We start from the raw sequence: 18,727 nt of genomic DNA, 5'->3' as shown, positions 1-18,727 counted from the left end.
GCTTTTATGGAAAGTAAAGCACCCTTTTCTATTCCATTTCACTAATTAATACAGCTTGACTCCTTCTATCCCTAGGCTGGCATTTTAAATGGCGCATTTGAGTGAGCTGTTATACATTAGACTCCCAGACAAAGATGTCTGCACTTCGTACAAGCAATTTAAAAAATTAGGATGATACCCTAACTTTTAACTACTAACTATTAATTAATCGCCAGATTCAGAATCAATTGATTCTGTGGGTATGGGCATCACTAGCACTTTATCAACTCGGTTGCCATCCATATCCATTACTTCAAAGCGGAAGCTGCCTAATTCAAAATGGTCGGCAGCAGTAGGAATTTTCCCTAGATGCGTCATTACGAAGCCGCCCATTGTGTGATAGTTACCCTTTTGTTCTCCAGGCAACTCCTCGATGTCTAACAGTTCAAACAATTCTTGCACAGGCAACATCCCATCCACCAACCACGAACCATCCTCACGTTGTACGATTGGGGGATCTTCTGCCTCATCGGCTGAGGGAACGTCACCAACGATTTCTACAAAGATGTCGTTGAGAGTGAGCAATCCCTGAGTGACACCGTATTCGTCTACAACTAGCGCCATGTGAGTGCCAGTTTGCTTGAACAACTCTAGGACTTTCAATCCTCCCATGCTTTCTGGCACAAAAACGGGCTGTTGCAAGGAAACTGTCAGGTCAAGCGGTTGTCCCGATAGACTGCGGGCTAATAAGTCTGAGACTGGAATCACTCCCAGAACGTGGTCAAGGCTATCCTGGCAGACTGGAAATCGAGAATAGGTACTATTTATAATCTTTTGTTGGTTTTCGTCCGGGGAGTCTTCCAAATCGAGCCAGGTAATATCCGGTCGTGGTGTCATCAAGGCGCTTACGGGTTTGTCTCCTAAGCCAAAAACTCGCTCTACCATGTCTTGTTCGGCTTCCTCAAAGGTTCCCGCTTCGGTGCCTTGCTCGATCAAGTCTGTGATATCTCTTTCTGTAACCAATGGCTCTGTGGAGGGTTTGATGCCCAACATCCGCACCACCATATCAGTAGAAGCGCTCAATACATAAACGATCGGGGAAGCAATGGCAGCTAACATCCGCATTGGGATAGCAACGGCAGATGCAATACGTTCTGGGTAGTTTAACGCCAAGCGCTTCGGCACCAGTTCGCCAATAATCAGCGTTAGATAGGTAATGATCAAAATGGCGACCGCGGATGCGATCGCTTCTTTATATGGTGCTAACCAGGGGATTAAACCTAACGCAGGTACCAGTCTTCTGGCGATCGTTCCTTCGCCAAAAGCACCGGACAGAATGACAATCAGCGTAATCCCCACCTGAACGATAGCTAAAAATTGATTCGGAGCATTAGCTAGTTCCAACGCAGCGCGAGCTTTGACATCTCCCCGATCGGCCAGCTGTTGCAGTCGTATTTTCCGTGCGGAGACGATCGCCAACTCTGACATAACAAAGATGCCATTGAGGATGGTAAGCAGGAAAATAATTAGAATTTCGGTAGTTGGGGACATTTGTATTTGTAATGCCAGTAGTATTGGCTAACGGTGCCTAAGATGGACGCCAGCTTTGTATGGGAACATCGGTTCCCCGAAAAAAACGGTGGCTATAGAGAAATTAGCAGATTCGGTAGAGCAGAAATCTGCCTGTAGACCAGTCTCGATTTGATCTGCCTTCTAAAATGATGAAGGTAGGGAGATATACTCCTGCTGTTTTGTCAGAACGAATTAAGTATTTCCTCCAACTAATGGCATTTTCTTCTATTATTCGTGCCTTGGGGCGATCGCCTCTCACTACAGAACTGGTCTCTAAGCTAAACCGTCAGCGCTATCTCCAGCTCAACGGTATTCCTCGCCTGCCAAAAAATTTAGTGGCATCCGCCCTGGCACAAGCCTCTGGGCAAAATTTGTTTGTGGTGTGTGCCACCCTTGAGGAAGCTAGCCGTTGTTGCGCGGCTCTGGAAGCGATGGGCTTCGCGACGGTTCATTTTTATCCAACTTCGGAAGCGTCACCCTACGAGCCTTTTGACCCAGAATCCGAGATGATTTGGGGGCAGATGCAGGTGTTGGCAGATTTGGTCAACGGTCAGCCGTCAGTGCCAACGAACAACGGACAGCTGGCAACTGACAACGGACGATTAGCAATTGTAGCAACGGAACGCGCCCTACAACCGCATTTACCGCCCCCTGAAGCTTTTAAGCCTTACTGCGTAACGATCTCCGCCAACTCCCCCTTAATAAGGGGGGATCAAGAGGGGATCGGGGATTTGGGAGCGTTCAGTAAGAAGGTGGCGACTCTGGGTTATGCGCGGGTTCCTTTGGTGGAAATGGAGGGGCAATGGAGTCGGCGCGGGGATATTATTGATGTGTTCCCGGTTTCGGCTGAGTTGCCTGTGCGTCTGGAGTGGTTCGGGGATGAGTTAGACCAGATGCGGGAGTTCGATCCGGCTACTCAGCGATCGCTTGATAAGATTGAGCGTCTGGTTTTGACTCCTACTGATTTTAGTCCGATTGTGCAGGCGGCTTTGGAAGGGAAAAACCACTCTTTAGACGCGGGGGAAGACCAGAGGAGTACGCGGCGGTTGCTGGGGGTAGCTTTTGAGCAACCTGCTTCTTTGTTGGATTATTTGCCTGAGAATACTTTAGTTGCGATTGATGAACCGGATCAGTGTCGCGCTCATAGCGATCGCTGGGTGGAACATGCTCAGGAACAGTGGAAATTGGCTGAGGAAGATTCTTCCCCATTACCAAAAATTCACCGTTCTTTTGATGAATCTCTGGCGGCGACAGAAGCTTTTCAGCGGTTGTATTTATCGGAGTTGGTTGAGGAAGGTCAGGGGTTAAATCTTGCTAGTCGTCCAGTTCCGGTGACTCCTCATCAGTTTGCGAAAATTGCTGAAACTATGCGTCAGGAACGCGATCGCGGTTTTGCGGTTTGGATTGTTTCTGCTCAACCTTCGCGTTCTGTGGCTTTGCTGCAAGAACACGATTGTCCGGCGCAGTTTGTCCCTAATCCTCGCGATTTCCCGGCAATTGATAAGTTGCAAATTCACAAGACTCCCATTGCACTTAAGTATTCTGGGGTTGCGGAACTCGAAGGTTTCATTCTGCCAACTTTCCGGTTGGTCGTGGTGACGGATCGGGAGTTTTTTGGACAGCATTCTCTGACAACTCCCAGTTATATCAGAAAGCGTCGCCGCGCTGCTTCTAAGCAAATTGACCCCAACAAACTGCGTCCTGGCGATTATGTGGTTCACAGAAATCACGGCGTTGGCAAGTTTGTCAAGTTGGAAAGTATGACTGTCAGCAACGAAACCCGCGAATATTTGGTGGTGCAGTATGCTGATGGTTTGCTGCGAGTCGTGGCGGATCAGCTGGGTTCTCTATCCCGGTTTCGCGCCACGGATGGGAAAGCGCCGGAACTTAATAAAATGTCCGGTAAGGCTTGGGAAAATACTAAGAATAAAGTCCGCAAGGCGATTAAAAAACTCGCGGTTGATTTGCTGAAATTGTATGCTCAAAGAGCGCAACAGCAAGGTTTCACTTATCCAGCTGATTCGCCTTGGCAAGAGGAAATGGAGGATTCTTTCCCCTATCAACCAACGCCGGATCAGTTGAAGGCGACTCAAGATGTGAAGCGGGAAATGGAAAGCGATCGCCCAATGGATCGTTTGGTGTGCGGTGATGTCGGTTTTGGTAAAACGGAAGTCGCTATTAGAGCAATTTTTAAAGCTGTTACCGCCGGAAAGCAAGTTGCCTTTCTCGCCCCTACTACTATCCTGACTCAGCAACACTACCATACTTTAAAAGAGCGTTTCGCTCCTTACCCGATCGAAGTTGGCTTGCTTAACCGTTTCCGCAGCGCTGAGGAACGTCGCAACATTATTAAGCGGCTGGCGACGGGTGAACTAGATATAGTCGTTGGTACTCACCAGCTACTTAGTAAGGATATTCAGGTGCGAGATTTAGGGTTGTTGGTGGTGGACGAAGAACAGCGTTTCGGCGTTAATCAAAAGGAGAAAATAAAGTCTCTCAGAACTCAAGTTGATGTGCTAACTCTCAGCGCCACTCCGATTCCCCGCACACTTTATATGGCACTTTCGGGAATTCGGGAAATGAGTTTAATTACCACGCCGCCGCCTTCTCGTCGTCCGATTAAAACTCACCTAGCTGGATACGATCCTGATGCGGTACGCACTGCAATTCGCCAAGAACTTGACAGAGGGGGACAAGTGTTTTACGTGGTTCCGCGAGTTGAGGGAATTGAAGAAACTGCCACCGCTTTGCGGGAAATGGTGCCGGGAGTTAAACTAGCGATCGCGCACGGTCAGCTAGACGAATCTGAACTAGAAGCGACGATGCTTGCTTTCAGTGCTGGCGAAGCAGATATCCTCCTGTGTACCACCATCATTGAATCCGGTTTGGATATCCCCAGAGTCAACACAATTTTAATAGAAGACGCGCAGAAATTTGGTTTATCGCAACTTTACCAATTGCGAGGAAGAGTTGGACGTGCGGGAATCCAAGCTCACGCATGGTTATTTTATCCCAAACACAAGGCCCTATCTGATGCCGCCCGGCAACGCTTACGAGCAATTCAGGAGTTTACTCAGTTGGGTTCTGGTTATCAACTGGCGATGCGGGATATGGAAATTCGCGGTGTCGGGAACTTGTTGGGTGCAGAACAATCTGGTCAAATGGATGCAATTGGTTTCGACCTTTACATGGAAATGTTGGAAGAATCCATTAAAGAAATTCGCGGACAGGAAATTCCCCAAGTTGATGATACTCAGATTGACTTGGCTCTGACTGCATTCATCCCCGCTGACTACATCACAGATTTGGATCAAAAGATGAGTGCCTACCGCTCTGTTGCTGCGGCTCGTTCTAAGGAAGAATTAGTAAGTATTGCCGCAGAGTGGAGCGATCGCTATGGTAACATCCCTAAATCTGCTACTCAGTTGTTGCGGGTAATGGAACTTAAACAAATAGCCAAGTCTCTAGGCTTCAGTCGCATCAAACCCGAAGGCAAACAACACGTTATCTTAGAGACACCAATGGAGGAACCCGCCTGGAACCTTATCCGAGCAAATCTGCCAGAACACCTGAAAACTCGTTTTGTCTATACCCCTGGTAAAGTCACTGTTCGCGGTTTAGGTGCCTTAAGCGCCGATCAACAGATGGAAAGTCTGATAACTTGGTTGGGTAAAATGCAGGGAGCATTGCCAGAACCCGCACTCGTTTAAATTTAACCCAAATAGTACATTCTGTAGGTTGGCTTGAGGAACCTCACCCAACCTACAATAGAGTGTTATAGTTATCTAGTAAAAATTGACTTTCCTAATAATTGTCGGTAATTTCTAGAGAATTGTAGCTTTGGATACAGCTATCAATCTTTAGTCATAAAATGCACCAATTGAGGTAAAAAAAATTACTCCGTTGGGTACTTATGATTTCGCGGCTTGCCACGTTTGAATAAACTTATAGACGCAATAAATAAAAGCTAGTGGCTAACTGAGGTTAAATAAGTGTCTTCTCAACTCTCATTTAACTGACGCTAATTTTAACGTAGCTATAAATAGCGCTTATCAATATTAACCACTCCTGAAAATAAAAGCAGAAATTTGCTAGGAAAAGCTTGCCTTAGCTATTTTTATGTGTCATATTGAATTTCTGGTTACTTCATTAAAACTTTATGAAATTATCAGAAACTTTGTTCAGACTTTTACCACACTATTCTTTAAGGTTTGTACCGTGGTAAATAGAGATGAGCAAATCACTCAACTAACCGGATATCAACAAGGTGAACTTATGAGTAGGATATGCACGAAAGAAGAACCTAGCGCTCTACAAGCTTTAGCAATAGCTTCAGCACAAAGCGTACACGCCGCTAAGCCGGCGAAATTACAAAAGCGACAATTTGATATCTTGCAACCATTGCGTCAATGGCTGGATGGGATAGAGATTCGTACCCCTAAGATGGCTCATTTCCTCGCCAAGGCTATTCCTGCACAGTGTCCTTTTGAACGCGATATCAAGATTTTTGGTCGCATAATCGCGCATATTCCCCCACTGTGCAAGCTGAATCCACTTTACGAGCAACTAGTAGGCTTGCGTTTTCGCGCTCTGTGCTATTTAGTAGATCGGTGTGGGCTGGATATTCAGTCGTATTGCTAAATAGAATTTGCTACTTTTAAGAAGGCAAAAGTTGGATTATACGACTTGAGGGCTTTTTTGGCTAGAATGTCTTGCACCTAGAAGATTCAACAGAAATATTTGCAAGCATTATCTAAGCAATCGAATAATTTATGGCAGTAGCGATCGCTTATCGGGTTAACAAGAGTAAGATGTGGTGGATGCGATCGCTTACAATAAATTTCACCCAGCTAATGCTGCCAACTGCGATTCAATTTCAACTTGATTGAGTTTTTGACCAATAAAGACTAACTGAGTTTGCCGATTCTCTTCTGGTTGCCAAGGTCTATCGTAAAATTGATCAAATCTTGTTCCCACACCTTGCAATACTAAGCGCATCGCTTTATTGGGAACAGCAACAAAACCCTTGATTCTGTAAATTTCCTGTTGTTGCACCAGTGCTTCTAATTGTTTTTGCAACTGCTGGGGATCAAAAGCACGGTTTAAAATAACGTGAGCAGAAGAAATTTCCTCATCGTGGTCGTGGTCTTCTTCCGTGTCGTGATGACTGGGACGCGCATCTAAGTTGTCTTCTACAGCCGCTTGCAAGCCAAGAATAACAGAGGGATCGAGTTGCGATCTATTGCTTTCCACAATCTTAACAGCTCTCGACAACTCTCCTTTAATCAAATCCACCACCCCAGCTTGCTGCGTAGCATCCACCAAATCAGTTTTATTCAACACCACCAAATCTGCACACGCCAGCTGATCTTCAAACAATTCTTGCAAAGGCGTTTCGTGTTCCAAATTCGGATCTGCTTGACGCTGTACATTTACCGCATCTGGATCACTAGCAAAAGTTCCAGCAGCCACGGCCTCACAATCAACGACTGTAATTACAGCATCCACAGTAGCCGCATTGCGAATTTCCGGCCAGCGAAACGCCTTCACCAACGGCTTTGGTAACGCCAGTCCCGATGTTTCAATTAAGATGCAATCGAGTTTATCTCGCCGCTTCAGCAACTCTAGCATCGTCGGCAAAAATTCTTCCTGCACCGTGCAGCACAGACAACCATTCGTCAATTCAACAATATTACTGCTGCTGTCCCCATCTTCTGGACAGTAGCCACAAGAACGCAGTAATTCGCCATCAATACCTAATTCACCAAATTCATTCACCAAAACGGCAATGCGTCGTCCTTGGTTATTTTGTAGTAGATGGCGAATCAAAGTTGTTTTGCCACTGCCTAGAAAGCCAGTGATTACTGTTACGGGGAGTTTTGTAGCCATTTTTTGAAAAAGTTTAAATTAGTAACTTGTAATCAATAGCTTTCTAAATTAGCACAATTGGGATTATTAACACAAGCTTAAAATACTGTCTGATCAATTAAGGCGGGCCAAAAGCCCACCTTAGAGTTCGGTGTATTTACTTTTACCTACTTAGGCTTTCCTATGGAAGGCTAATTAAGCTTGCTCCCACATTTCGCCAATTTCACCGGGTAGAAAGCTAGCAACTTCCTGCATACGTTCAGGAGATAACTCTTCTTTTGTAGCAGAAAATATTGCTTTAATAATTTTTTCTGCGTCAGCTCCTGGTAAATTTCCTTCTTGTCTCAGTCTTACTAAAAAGTTTTCTGGCTTAATTTTTAACTGGGGTCTAATTTTGCTCAAAAAATTGACGATGGGGTTAGTATCTTCCCAAAGCTCTTCTACTTCATCGGAGGCTGGATTTTTATCCAGTTCTTCTTCTACTCGCTCTACTGCTTCATTGGTCATTACATCGCGCATGGTGCGAAACAGTACCTCTGTGGCACGGCGAGCTTCATCCAGATCCTTCAAATCAGCCTTTTGTCTGACTTTTTCTAAGAAAGGGTGATGTGACTCCATGAGAAACTCCTCCAAGTAAAACTAATAAAGTTGGTTTGCTGAGTAAGAAAACTTCAGCTTTAGTTACTTTAAAAAATAAATTTTTGTTGTGCTTCTCTCCGCAGAGGGAAATATTTTATACTAAGTTTTGGGATGAACTCAAGAGATAATACTGCTGTCAGTTGCTTCGATAATTAGTATCTGATAGAGTGTATATTCTTAAATTACAGGTAGGTTGTGGCTTTTTTGGGTGTAGAAGTTTTGATACAGTGGTTGCTGAGGTCGGACGTTGCTATTGTCTTGCTTGCAGTACCTACAATTGTTGTATGCCCCTCGAAAAGTCCATCAGCTGTGATGCAAGAAAAATGAATACTCATCGTTCTGTTCAAAATCGCTTGAAACCAACTAATTGGCGAATTGAGCAATTGCCTGGAATAAGTTCTGAAGATCAAGCTCGACTGATAGAGTGTGGAATTACAACTACATTGCAACTATTACAGCAATGCCATAACCAAGAGCAAAAACACGCCTTATCAGAGAAGTTACAAGTTCATATTCACCACGTTTCTAAATGGGTGGCTCTGTCCGATTTATCCCGCATTCCTAGTGTAGGTTGTCAATATTGCGGGTTACTGCTTCATGCTGGCATTGCTTCCACCGCGCAACTAGCTCAAATGCACATCCACAAGGTACATCAACAAATTTTGCGCCTGCAAGTGGCAACAATGCAACGCCGGGATTTATGCCCATCAAGAGGCGAAATAGTGCAATGGATTCAACAAGCACGTCTTCTAAGCACTTAAAAATGTCAAGTTGTCGCTCTGTTGAAGCATTTGTTGAGTTTCACTGTCCTTTAACCCAACCTACAATTATTGAATTAAAGCAGACAATCCTGAAAACTTGATGATAATGGCACCACCATCACCAAGTTTTCAGGATTGTTTGAAAAAATGAGATATTGTCTATAAATCAGAACTCAATTCAGAAGTAAAGGCTATTTGGAAGAAAGAATAAATTCCTTCATTCCTGATGCTTTATCCTTCGGAAGTTGCTAGTTCCGTGCTACCGCGAGTGCGACGGCGTGTAATTGAGTTAAACAGCATTTGACCAACTGCTTTGATCAAGTTGCCATTCAGTTCTTGGAACATTTTCATGTTCATGGCAAAAGCAGCATTGGCTTCGTCCACAATTTTATCTGCGGTGGCATCATCAATCGGCAGGTCGTTCATCGCTTGGCGATAGGTTGCTTTGAACTCCTTCTCATCGGGAATGTCGTTGAACTCATAGAAAGCGGTGCCTTGCCCTTCGCTGAGGTTCATCCCCCGTTGAGCAATTCCCTTGAGAATTTGACCGCCGGATAAGTCGCCCAGGTAGCGGGTGTAGGAGTGGGCGATTAATAATTCTGGCGAGTTAGCAGATACTTCCCGAATCCGGCTGACGTATTCTTCTGCGGCTGGTGAGGCAGAGACTTGCTCGCGCCAGTTGGTTCCGTAGTAGTAGCTGAGGTCTTGTTCCAGGCTCTTTTTCCGGTTCAGCTCTTGGAAGTAAATCTTGGAGAGAAGCGGGTGCTGGCGATGCCGTTCCATCTCTTCTTCCATTGCTGAATAGACAAAGTAGAGGTTGCCTACTAGATTCCGGTAGGAGTTCTTTTCAACTACTCCTTTTAAAAAGCACTTGACAAAACCAACGTTTTCTGCCATTGTGTGAGATTTTTTGGTTCCCACACGCAATTTTGTTGCTAAATTGCTGCTCATGCTAAATTTTTGTCCCTAATGTCTACTGAGGAGCGTAACTTTTTTTCAAAAGGCTGAAAAAGCACCTAAAACGTTACAGTAGACCGATTTCATGAGAAATGGTGTTAAGAATTCTTACAAGGGACAGCCAAAAAGGGCGGGCATTGCCCACCCTTCAAGAGTTTGATGAATTTAGTGACAAAGCGTCAAGCGATCGCTTACTGTGCCGTCTTGGGAGCGTCAAGACCTGCTTGCACATCGGGAGGCAGAATTACCTTGTCAACGACGTGGATAATGCCGTTGCTGGCTGGGATATTTGGCTGGATCACCTTGGCATTGTTCACCGTGATCTCATTGGTGGAACTATCAATCGCGACGGTGACGGGAGTGCCTTCAACTGTTTTCACTTCTCCAGCTTTCAGTTCGCTAGAAGAGACTTTCCCAGGCACCACATGGTAGCTCAGAAGCTCCACTAGCGCTGGTTTGTTTTCTGGCAGCAGTAGCTTGTCTAAAACCCCTGCTGGTAAGGCGGCGAAAGCTGCATCAGTCGGAGCAAATACTGTGTAAGGAGTGGTACCAGTCAGGTTTTCAGTCAAGCCTGCTGCTTGCACTGCTTTGGTTAGCGTCGTGAAGGAACCAGCACTAGCTGCTGATTGTGCAAGTTCTCCGAGGTTTTTGTCTTCAGTTGTAGCTGCGGGTGATTCTGTAGCTGTAGGAGCTTCCGCAATTGGTGATTCTGTAGTTACGGGAGCTTCTGCAACGGGAGACTCGCTAGTAGGAGCTGTGGCTGTTGTCTCTGGGTTGCCGCAGGCAGACAGAGCTACAAGGCTACCAACACCAAGAACACTGAACAAAAGTTTTCCTAAAATCTGTTTGCTTGCTTTCATGGATTACCTGTGGTTGTAAAGATAAGTTAAATAGCTTGTTAACAAAACTTAATAGATAAATTGAGTAATGTACTCAGCCAAAAGAGAGAGAGTTAAAAGTTCGTCTCTCGTTCCCAGTCTCCGACTGGCAATGCCTTGAATGAGGTTCTACCTCGTTTAAGCCTTATTTTTCTGCCCCAAGAAGGGGCAGAGTAGGACAGAATCCATTCATTCCCAGTTGGGGGCTGGGAACGAGATTTACCACGCTAGAGCCAAACCATCAGCACGAGGTTCGGAGGCGGCGACAAGTACCCCGCCTCGCCGTAAAATAATCTGACCTTTACCAAACATTCCAGATTCCGCGCTAATTTGCACATTGTGACCGCACTCAGCCAAAGCCAGTGCTATATTCCGGGATATCGCTTGCTCTAAAAGCACCGTATTTCCGGCGATAAACCGCCATCTAGGGGCATCGAGTGCGGCTTGGGGGTTCATTCCATAGTCCACCAAGTTAGCCACGACTTGTAGATGTCCCTGCGGTTGCATCGGTGCGCCCATGACACCAAATGGGCCGAGGGGTTGGTTGTCTTGCGTCAAAAAGCCGGGAATAATGGTGTGAAAGGGACGTTTAGCTGCTGCTACTTGATTTGGGTGTCCCGCCTCTAAGGTGAATCCCGATGCTCGGTTTTGCAGGGCGATGCCTGTACCGGGGATGAGGATGCCGCTGCCAAAGCCACTATAGTTGGATTGGATGAAGGAAACCATCAGTTCTGAGTCAGCGGCGGCAAGATATACGGTTCCGCCTTTGGGTAGCCCAGGTTCGGCTAGCGCGATCGCATTTTTCCCAATTAAACTTCGACGTTGACCCGCATAAGCTTTATCTAAAAGGTGTTCGACAGGCATATCCATAAAGTTAGAATCTGCAACGTAGCGGTGGATATCGGCAAAAGCTAACTTCATCGCTTCAATTTGCCGATGGTAGCTAGAAGCTGATTCGCGGGGATACTGGGATAAGTCGTAACCTTCAAGGATATTTAAAGCAATTAATGTGGCGATACCTTGAGTGTTGGGGGGAATTTCCCAGACGGTAACGCCGCGATAATTGGTAGAAATTGGCTGCACCCAGTCGGCTTGATGGGCGGCTAAGTCAGATTTTGACACAATGCCACCTGTGTTGGCGGCGAAGGACGCGATCGCTTCTGCTAGTTCGCCGCGATAGAAACTTTCGCCGCCAGTTTGCGCGATCGCTTTCAGCGTTTTGGCATGAACTTGACTGCGCCAAATTTCTCCAGCCGCAGGTGCGCGACCGGAAGGGAAAAATACCTCTTTAAACGGTTGAAATTCTGGCGCAGTTAGAGGTAGATAAATATCAGCCGCCCGTTTCCAAGCTCGTGCCGTCTCCGGCGACACCGGAAAACCTTCTTCGGCATAGCGAATTGCTGGTGCAAATAATTGCTCAAAAGGTAACTTTCCCCAACGTTCCGATAATTTCCGCCAAGCTGACACAGCACCAGGCACAGTTACAGTCAACCAACCCAAAGAAGGAATTTGCGGCATCCCAGCAAAATGTTCCGGCGACAAGGTTTGGGGACTTTTACCAGAAGCATTCAAACCGTGTAATTGCCCATCCCAGACTAAAGCAAAGGCATCGGAACCAATGCCATTGGAAGTAGGTTCGACAACTGTAAGTGCGATCGCCATCGCTACAGCCGCATCGACCGCATTTCCCCCAGCCAACAGCATTTCCATCCCTGCGATCGCCGCTTGAGGCTGGCTAGTGGCCACAGCGCCCCGCTGCCCCATTACGACTCGTCGGGCAGAAGAATAAGGATAATCAGTCAAATTTTCTAACATCACCTCACACCCTTTTGCTTGGAACATTAGCAATAAGCCAATAGCTAATTGCTATTGGCAACGATAAGATCGCATTTGTAGCTTCCTCATAATCAACGAAATTTACGAATGAACTTCTTTACTTACCTTTTACACCTAGCTGGTTCCAGCGCCAGCGCTTATATTGGTGCCAGCCAGATCCGCGATCCGCTGACGCGCCCCAACGTTATCGCTGGATTTCAACTAGCTGAATCTGGTTCAGTTCCGTTTCTGCAAGCTTTAAGCGATCGCGCCGCCGCAGAAGGCGATACTTGGTTAGCTGAAAAACTTGCCCGTCACGCCTCCGACGAAAAGCGTCACGGTCAAATTTTCGCCCAGGCCCTGAAGCGAATCAACAAGCAAGTCATCGACTTTAAGAGTATTCCCAAAACCACAACCGAAGGAAAGCCAGACGAACGTCGTCGCAGTCCCTTCTTCGAGGCTTACTTTCAGGGATATCCGCCAGAAGCCATAAAACCAGAAAATATTGACTGGACGGTGTTCATGGCAAGCACTTATATCCTAGAACTAGATGCCAGCAAAGACTTCGTTCGCATGGCTAACGTATTGCCAGAGGATGACTCGAACAGTGTCGCCTTGAAAAAGGGACTTCTCAGCATCGCCGACGACGAAACCGGACACGCAGCTTATCTTTACGAGGCGTTAAAGCGTCGTTTCCCAGAGGCGACTGTGCAACAGATTGTGGATGAATGGCGGACTCGTAAGGTAAACGCGCTGCTGGCAATGGTGAGTAATATGATGCAGAAAAGCGGAAAGATGTCTTCACTGGTTCAGGATGGCGTTCCTACAGAAGAGTCTGAGGAAGAGTCAGAACTAGCCGCAGCTTAGCCCTGGCGATTGAAATCGCGGCTACACGAACTAAGCTTAGCCCTGGCGATTGAAATCGCGGCTACACGAACTAAGCTTAGCCCTGGCGATTGAAATCGCGGCTACACGAACAAAGTCCGCCTACGCGGACTTATGTAGAGACGTGAAATTTCGTGTCTTTACAACCTGCGAAGGCAGGTTTTGTCTGTGTAGCCGCGATTACGAACATCGCCTGGTGCTAAAAAATAAGTCTCAAGATGCTGTAGCGCTGTCAATTTTTGCTACTTCCTCATCAGATAGTTGCACATCGACAGCACGCACCGAGTCTTCAATGCTGGAAACTTTACTCGCGCCCGGAATAGGTACAACAACTGGAGACTTTGCTCGCAACCACGCCAAGACAATACAGTAAACTGATACGCCTTTTTCTTGGGATAAGGTAGCGATCGCTTTTATATCTTCCAAATTCCCCACCCGCCGACTACCACCAAGCGGACTCCAAGGCAAAAACGTCAGCTTTTCCTTCTCGCAATATTCCAGCACACCATCAAACTCTGGCTGACGATACCAAGGATTGTACTGATTCTGCACCGAGACAATATCAACAACCTCACGGGCGCGTTTAATTTGTTCGACCGAAAAGTTGGAAACGCCGACAAACCGGATTAAACCTTCATCCACAGCTTCTTTTGCTGGCTTTAGCGACTCTTCAATGGTATAATCTGTGTCTGGTGCGTGATACTGCCAAACATCAATCGGCTTCTTGCCACCCAAAGCTTCAAAACTAATCTTAATCGTCTCCCGCAAATGTTTCGGGTCGCCGTTGCGAGTCCAGCTACCATCCGGGCGCATCAGTCCCCCTTTAGTAGCAACGATGACATTACTGTTATCGCCATAAGATGAAAGCGCTTTACTAATTAGTCGTTCGTTGTGGTGTTTGTCTGATTCATCTTTGCAGTAAGAATCAGCAGTATCAATCATTGTGACACCCAAATCGAGGGCGCGATGGATAACTTTGATTGATTCTGATTCCGGCGGTCTGCTACTTAAAGACATTGGCATTCCACCGAGTGCGATCGCGCTTATTTTTACACCAGTATTTCCCAGTTCTTTCGTTTGCATCGTTAAACCTTGCTTTCGTCTTCTACCCTTCAATTGATTGAAGATCCGCGGATAGAAATCGTCTGTCTGACGGTTAGTTCTCAACACGCGATCGCAAATTCTGTCTATCAATACCCTGTAGAGACACGGTATTGTTGTGTTTCTACGTCTAAGAGGGCAATTCTAACTCGAAGCACTGGTATAAAAACGCAACGCAAACCGCCACAAAAAATGCGAAGCAACTAACAGCACCAACGCCAACACACCTGCACTTACTATCCAACTAAGTTCGCCACGTCCTAGCATCGTCTCCGCTGGTATAGTTGTTAAAAATGCTACTGGCACTATAAAGGTAAAAAAGAAACGATAAGCAGTAGGATAAGCAACCATCGGAAACCGCCCAGCTTCCAGAAAACCTCTCAGTACCTCAGTAACATTGTAGATTTTCACAAACCAGATGCTAGTCGCACCTAGCATAAACCACAAACTATAGAGAATTGCAAAACCAAATAGTAGCGGAACTGCACTTAGAAAATAGTCGCCACTATGCAAACCTAACTTGAAACCAGCATAAGCAATTACAATAATTCCAAATAATAAATCCGGCAAACCCCAAGGGGAAATTGTGCGAGTAGAAAGCCAAAATTGGCTGCTAATTGGCTTTAAAAGTACAAAATCTAAAGTTCCTTGCTGAACCAGATCCACAATGCGGTTTAAATTAGGAACTAGGAAAGTAGCCGAAAAGCCTTGTAAAAGTGTAAAAATTCCCAACACCACCAAAGCTTCTTCCCAACTCCATCCGTCAAAAGTGTAACCGTTGCTGTAGAACAAGGACAACCCGAACATACTCCCGGCGAGGTTTCCCAAACTGCTGAATGCTGCCAAGACAAAGTTTACTCGATATTCAAGTTCAGCAGCGATCGCTGTATTCCAAAATAACCCCAGTACCCTCAAATATCGTTGCATCTTCTTAAGTTGTTAAAATCTGCCATTTTGAAGATAACGCGATCGCATCCTCACCACCATCGCGCGATCGCACTCCTCTGCGCCTCTGTGGTTCGTTTACCCATAAACTACAACAGAAGCGATCGCATCTACTCTTATGCCAAAAGCCGCAGATATCAGTAGCAAACGTTTAATTAGTCTCGCACCAGAAATCTGGGTGAAATGGGCAACACAGATTCCTGACATAATAGCCGGAGAGATTCTTAACTCCGAATTCCAGTGGATAAGCCGCGAGAATGACGCGCTAATCAAAGCAAAAAGTGTCGAGTATGGCGACTTCTTGGTACTTAACGAGATACAACTGCGTTACAAGCCTACTATGCCCAAACGAATGCGGGCTTATGCAGCACTGGCAGAAGAAAAATACAACCTACCCACCTATCCCGTACTGGTTAATATCATAAAAGAAGGTGACGTTGAAATTCCCACTCGCTACGAGTCAGAATTTGCAGGCTTGCAGGCACGTCAAGACTACCGCGTAATAAATCTTTGGGAAGTCGATGCTGAAGTAGCATTTACCGAACCATCTTTACCTCTCATCCCCTTTGTACCCGTACTGAAGAATGGTTCAGACGAATCCACAATACAAAGAGCATTACAAGTTTTACGTGCCGATGAGCGATTGAGCGATTTTGAAACAGTCATGGCATTTTTTGCTACTTTCGTATTAGGAAGTAGTTTAGTCCAGCAAATAATGAGGTGGGATATGGCAGTATTACAAGAATCTCCTTGGTATCAAGAAATTTTACAACAGGGCGAGCAAAAGGGGATACGCCAAGACCGGCTAGCAAGTATTGAACTCGGTTTAGAGGTAAAATTCGGCACTGAGGGGTTACAGCTAATGCCAGAAATATCTCAGATTTCGGACTTAGAGTTATTAAAAGCAATTCAGCGGGGAGTGATGAGTGTGAACACTATAGATGAATTGCGGCAAATCTATCAGTCAATTGGGTCAATAGATAGGCAACTCCATTGAGTAAACGCGATCGCACTATTCCCTCTCTTCCTCTGCGCCCTCTGCGCCTCTGCGGTTTAATAACTACAGCAGAAGTAATCTCTACCCAACTATGACAAAGCCTCAGATATCAACAGCAAACGATTAATTAAGTCTCTCACCCAACACTTAGGCGAAATGGGCAACACAGATTCTCGACATAGTAGTCGGAGAAATTATCAACTCTCAAATTAGATAAATCATCTTTATTTTGCATTTTGCCTTCCTACGCCCCCATCCCCGAATACTGCTTCAAACCTTGCTTCCACATCCAACGATTCCACACAAAAAATAGCAAACTCCAACCAAACATTGCCAACAAACCCCGCCCTAAATCCACTGGTAAACCCACCAACAATGCCGCCGGGAAATGAATCAAATACGGGAACGGTGTCCACAGCACCACTTCGCGCACAGCTGGCGGAAAAACTTCTAGGGGTGCAACAATACCAGAGAGAAATAGATACAGCAGAAACCAGAATTGTTCAATCGCGCTAGCGCGTTCCGTCCAAAAGGCGAACAGAGCAAAAGTGTATTGTATGAGAAAGCGAAGAGTGAAAGCGATCGCTACCACCACAAAAAACAACAAAATTCTCCCCACACCAGGAAACCACAAAGCCTTCGGGTAAAGCGTGAAAAATAATATCACCAGCCCCACAATAAACGGCAACCGGGCAAAGCGTTCGGAAATATGGGCAGCAACGTGATGCCACACCGGATCTAAAGGTTGCAAAAGTCGCGGCGACAACTTCCCCTGCACCACCTCCTTTTCAAACTCCCAAATCACCCAAACTACCGTAAATTGCCTAACAAGAAAAGCCGCAATAAAATAGCGGGCAAAATCCACAGGTGACAGCCCAAACCTCCCCCCTTGTGCCGCTTCCATCCAGATACCCATCAAGATAAAAGGTACAGAACCCGACAGCGCCCACAAAAATAACTCCGCCCGGTACTCCACCATATGAGCGTAGTACGTCAAGAGCAAAACTTGAGATTTTCTGACAAATGAACTCATCATATTTCTTATTTCTTAGTGCGCGGCTTTATTTATTTGTATAGCCGCACTTATTTCTTAACCCGCGCAGGCGGGCTTTGTTTGTTTAGCCACGACTAAGCGAAAAGAGCGCAGGCTCCGCCAACAGTCGTCGGGTATTTTATACAACCTCTCCCGCCCGAAACACTTGACCAATAACTTCTTCGATAGGCGGTTCAGTCACCGTCAAATCCAGCACCTCCAATTCTGCCAACATCTTTGCCACCGTGCGAGTCAGCAACTCCCGACGCACCAAGAAACGCACAGATTGACCATTCAAAGCTTTGATTTCGCCATAAGGCAATTCAGATTCAGGTAGAGGATGCGCCAATTCCACCTTAACCTCGCGACAGGGTGCAAAACGTTCCAGCAGTCCATCCAAACTACCATCGTAAATCAGCTGTCCTTGGTGAATTAACAGCACCCGCTGGCAAAGTGCTGTAATATCTGCCATGTAATGGCTGGTTAAAAGTACAGTAGCCTGATATCGCTGATTGTACTCGCGTAAAAATTCCCGCACCCCCACCTGTGCATTCACATCCAATCCCAGCGTCGGCTCATCTAAAAACAGTACCTTGGGTTGGTGCAAAAGTGCTGCCATTAACTCAGCCTTCATCCGTTCCCCCAAGGAAAGTTTCCGCACAGGTTGAGTCAGCTTCCCTTCTAGCGAAAGCATCTCGGTCAGTTCTCCCAAGATACGCCGAAACTGTTTATCGGGGATGTCATAAACAGCAGCATTTATTCTCAATGAGTCCATCGCTGGCAAGTCCCAAAGTAGCTGCTGCTTTTGCCCCATAACCAAGGTTATTTGTTGTAAAAAAGGCGCTTGACGGCGAAAGGGAACGTGTCCAGCTACTCTCACAACACCCGCCGAGGGATGAATCAACCCTGTGAGCATTTTCAGTGTAGTAGTCTTTCCCGCACCATTGGCACCCAAAAACCCCACCACTTCTCCTGTTTCAATGTGGAAGGAAACATCTTGCACAGCTTTAACTTGGCGGTAAGTGCGGCGCACAAAGTGCTGTAACGTTCCCTTGAGTCCAGGTTCTTTTACAGCTACGGGATAGACTTTGCTCAGGTTTTCAACCGAGACTATGGGCATTGCAATTACTTAGGCTCTATGGGTCTACCTTAATGATTGCAGAGACAGTTAGTTGTGGCTATCCAACTATGGCAAGACTTCTATTATTCAGGGTTCCAGTAATTTGTAGGTAGCGATTACCGTTTGGAAACCCAAAAACTTGCTCTTGTTTACGGGATATTAAGTTTCGTTCCAAGG

At 46.1% G+C, this 18,727-nt stretch carries 16 protein-coding genes; 6 read left to right on the top strand and 10 right to left on the bottom strand.

Annotated elements, in window-relative coordinates; genetic code table 11:
- Window positions 1–204: 204 nt before the first annotated feature.
- A complete protein-coding gene (locus H6F63_RS10170; RefSeq protein WP_190637020.1) occupies window positions 205–1,530 on the bottom strand; it encodes a hemolysin family protein in 1,326 nt (441 codons plus the stop codon).
- A gap of 233 nt (window positions 1,531–1,763) precedes the next feature.
- Here H6F63_RS10170 and mfd point away from each other — a divergent pair, with 233 nt between their 5' ends.
- Window positions 1,764–5,261 (top strand): transcription-repair coupling factor, encoded by a 3,498-nt coding sequence (gene mfd / locus H6F63_RS10165; protein WP_190637018.1) that lies wholly within the window; start codon window positions 1,764–1,766, stop codon window positions 5,259–5,261.
- A gap of 565 nt (window positions 5,262–5,826) precedes the next feature.
- On the top strand, window positions 5,827–6,192 hold the full coding sequence (locus H6F63_RS10160; protein ID WP_190637016.1) for a Mo-dependent nitrogenase C-terminal domain-containing protein: 366 nt from the start codon (window positions 5,827–5,829) through the stop codon (window positions 6,190–6,192).
- A gap of 201 nt (window positions 6,193–6,393) precedes the next feature.
- Here H6F63_RS10160 and cobW read toward each other — a convergent pair whose 3' ends face one another.
- Together cobW and H6F63_RS10150 are read right to left on the bottom strand one after the other, a co-directional pair.
- The gene (gene cobW, locus H6F63_RS10155) at window positions 6,394–7,440 is read right to left on the bottom strand and encodes a cobalamin biosynthesis protein CobW (RefSeq protein WP_190637014.1); all 1,047 of its coding nucleotides are present in this window, start codon (window positions 7,438–7,440) and stop codon (window positions 6,394–6,396) included.
- A 174-nt stretch (window positions 7,441–7,614) separates the two neighbouring features.
- Window positions 7,615–8,037, bottom strand: a complete 423-nt coding sequence (locus H6F63_RS10150; RefSeq protein WP_190420080.1) for a DUF2267 domain-containing protein — start codon at window positions 8,035–8,037, stop codon at window positions 7,615–7,617.
- 344 nt (window positions 8,038–8,381) lie between these two features.
- Here H6F63_RS10150 and H6F63_RS10145 point away from each other — a divergent pair, with 344 nt between their 5' ends.
- On the top strand, window positions 8,382–8,819 hold the full coding sequence (locus H6F63_RS10145; protein ID WP_190637012.1) for a DUF4332 domain-containing protein: 438 nt from the start codon (window positions 8,382–8,384) through the stop codon (window positions 8,817–8,819).
- Window positions 8,820–9,050: 231 nt separating this feature from the next.
- Here H6F63_RS10145 and H6F63_RS10140 read toward each other — a convergent pair whose 3' ends face one another.
- The 3 genes from H6F63_RS10140 to H6F63_RS10130 all read right to left on the bottom strand — a co-directional run bounded on the left by H6F63_RS10140 (window position 9,051) and on the right by H6F63_RS10130 (window position 12,469).
- Complete coding sequence (locus H6F63_RS10140; protein ID WP_190435580.1) at window positions 9,051–9,770, bottom strand: heme oxygenase (biliverdin-producing); 720 nt, start codon at window positions 9,768–9,770, stop codon at window positions 9,051–9,053.
- 197 nt (window positions 9,771–9,967) lie between these two features.
- Complete coding sequence (locus H6F63_RS10135; RefSeq protein WP_190637010.1) at window positions 9,968–10,636, bottom strand: fasciclin domain-containing protein; 669 nt, start codon at window positions 10,634–10,636, stop codon at window positions 9,968–9,970.
- Between the two features lie 237 nt (window positions 10,637–10,873).
- Window positions 10,874–12,469 (bottom strand): gamma-glutamyltransferase, encoded by a 1,596-nt coding sequence (locus tag H6F63_RS10130; RefSeq protein ID WP_190637058.1) that lies wholly within the window; start codon window positions 12,467–12,469, stop codon window positions 10,874–10,876.
- A 108-nt stretch (window positions 12,470–12,577) separates the two neighbouring features.
- On the opposite strand from H6F63_RS10130, the gene H6F63_RS10125 reads away from it, so the two are divergent.
- Complete coding sequence (locus tag H6F63_RS10125) at window positions 12,578–13,336, top strand: ferritin-like domain-containing protein (protein ID WP_190637007.1); 759 nt, start codon at window positions 12,578–12,580, stop codon at window positions 13,334–13,336.
- A gap of 231 nt (window positions 13,337–13,567) precedes the next feature.
- On the opposite strand, the gene H6F63_RS10120 is transcribed toward H6F63_RS10125, so the two are convergent.
- On the bottom strand, window positions 13,568–14,437 hold the full coding sequence (locus tag H6F63_RS10120; protein ID WP_190637006.1) for an aldo/keto reductase: 870 nt from the start codon (window positions 14,435–14,437) through the stop codon (window positions 13,568–13,570).
- A gap of 162 nt (window positions 14,438–14,599) precedes the next feature.
- Window positions 14,600–15,382 (bottom strand): ABC transporter permease, encoded by a 783-nt coding sequence (locus H6F63_RS10115; protein WP_190435593.1) that lies wholly within the window; start codon window positions 15,380–15,382, stop codon window positions 14,600–14,602.
- A gap of 9 nt (window positions 15,383–15,391) precedes the next feature.
- Between H6F63_RS10115 and H6F63_RS10110 the strand changes: the two genes are divergently transcribed.
- Window positions 15,392–15,544 (top strand): hypothetical protein, encoded by a 153-nt coding sequence (locus H6F63_RS10110; protein ID WP_190637004.1) that lies wholly within the window; start codon window positions 15,392–15,394, stop codon window positions 15,542–15,544.
- On the top strand, window positions 15,519–16,397 hold the full coding sequence (locus H6F63_RS10105) for an Rpn family recombination-promoting nuclease/putative transposase (RefSeq protein WP_190637002.1): 879 nt from the start codon (window positions 15,519–15,521) through the stop codon (window positions 16,395–16,397). Before H6F63_RS10110 ends, H6F63_RS10105 begins: the two co-directional genes overlap by 26 nt.
- 244 nt (window positions 16,398–16,641) lie before the next feature.
- On the opposite strand, the gene H6F63_RS10100 is transcribed toward H6F63_RS10105, so the two are convergent.
- Both H6F63_RS10100 and H6F63_RS10095 read right to left on the bottom strand, forming a co-directional pair.
- A complete protein-coding gene (locus H6F63_RS10100; protein WP_190637056.1) occupies window positions 16,642–17,430 on the bottom strand; it encodes an ABC-2 family transporter protein in 789 nt (262 codons plus the stop codon).
- 139 nt (window positions 17,431–17,569) lie between these two features.
- Window positions 17,570–18,550 carry an ATP-binding cassette domain-containing protein gene (locus H6F63_RS10095; RefSeq protein WP_190637000.1) on the bottom strand — a complete coding sequence of 327 codons (981 nt, stop codon included), beginning with the start codon at window positions 18,548–18,550 and terminating at the stop codon, window positions 17,570–17,572.
- Window positions 18,551–18,727: the final 177 nt, after the last annotated feature.

Source organism: Trichocoleus sp. FACHB-40, from assembly GCF_014695915.1.
GTDB lineage: Bacteria > Cyanobacteriota > Cyanobacteriia > Cyanobacteriales > FACHB-T130 > Funiculus > Funiculus sociatus.
This window is presented reverse-complemented; position numbering and strand designations above follow the sequence as displayed.

Excerpts from the sequence above, each read along its gene's own strand:
- H6F63_RS10170 (WP_190637020.1), bottom strand. The coding sequence starts at position 1,530 with ATGTCCCCAACTACCGAAATTCTAATTATTTTCCTGCTTACCATCCTC.
- mfd (WP_190637018.1), top strand. The coding sequence starts at position 1,764 with ATGGCATTTTCTTCTATTATTCGTGCCTTGGGGCGATCGCCTCTCACT.
- H6F63_RS10160 (WP_190637016.1), top strand. The coding sequence starts at position 5,827 with ATGAGTAGGATATGCACGAAAGAAGAACCTAGCGCTCTACAAGCTTTA.
- cobW (WP_190637014.1), bottom strand. The coding sequence starts at position 7,440 with ATGGCTACAAAACTCCCCGTAACAGTAATCACTGGCTTTCTAGGCAGT.
- H6F63_RS10150 (WP_190420080.1), bottom strand. The coding sequence starts at position 8,037 with ATGGAGTCACATCACCCTTTCTTAGAAAAAGTCAGACAAAAGGCTGAT.
- H6F63_RS10145 (WP_190637012.1), top strand. The coding sequence starts at position 8,382 with ATGAATACTCATCGTTCTGTTCAAAATCGCTTGAAACCAACTAATTGG.
- H6F63_RS10140 (WP_190435580.1), bottom strand. The coding sequence starts at position 9,770 with ATGAGCAGCAATTTAGCAACAAAATTGCGTGTGGGAACCAAAAAATCT.
- H6F63_RS10135 (WP_190637010.1), bottom strand. The coding sequence starts at position 10,636 with ATGAAAGCAAGCAAACAGATTTTAGGAAAACTTTTGTTCAGTGTTCTT.
- H6F63_RS10130 (WP_190637058.1), bottom strand. The coding sequence starts at position 12,469 with ATGTTAGAAAATTTGACTGATTATCCTTATTCTTCTGCCCGACGAGTC.
- H6F63_RS10125 (WP_190637007.1), top strand. The coding sequence starts at position 12,578 with ATGAACTTCTTTACTTACCTTTTACACCTAGCTGGTTCCAGCGCCAGC.
- H6F63_RS10120 (WP_190637006.1), bottom strand. The coding sequence starts at position 14,437 with ATGCAAACGAAAGAACTGGGAAATACTGGTGTAAAAATAAGCGCGATC.
- H6F63_RS10115 (WP_190435593.1), bottom strand. The coding sequence starts at position 15,382 with ATGCAACGATATTTGAGGGTACTGGGGTTATTTTGGAATACAGCGATC.
- H6F63_RS10105 (WP_190637002.1), top strand. The coding sequence starts at position 15,519 with ATGCCAAAAGCCGCAGATATCAGTAGCAAACGTTTAATTAGTCTCGCA.
- H6F63_RS10100 (WP_190637056.1), bottom strand. The coding sequence starts at position 17,430 with ATGAGTTCATTTGTCAGAAAATCTCAAGTTTTGCTCTTGACGTACTAC.
- H6F63_RS10095 (WP_190637000.1), bottom strand. The coding sequence starts at position 18,550 with ATGCCCATAGTCTCGGTTGAAAACCTGAGCAAAGTCTATCCCGTAGCT.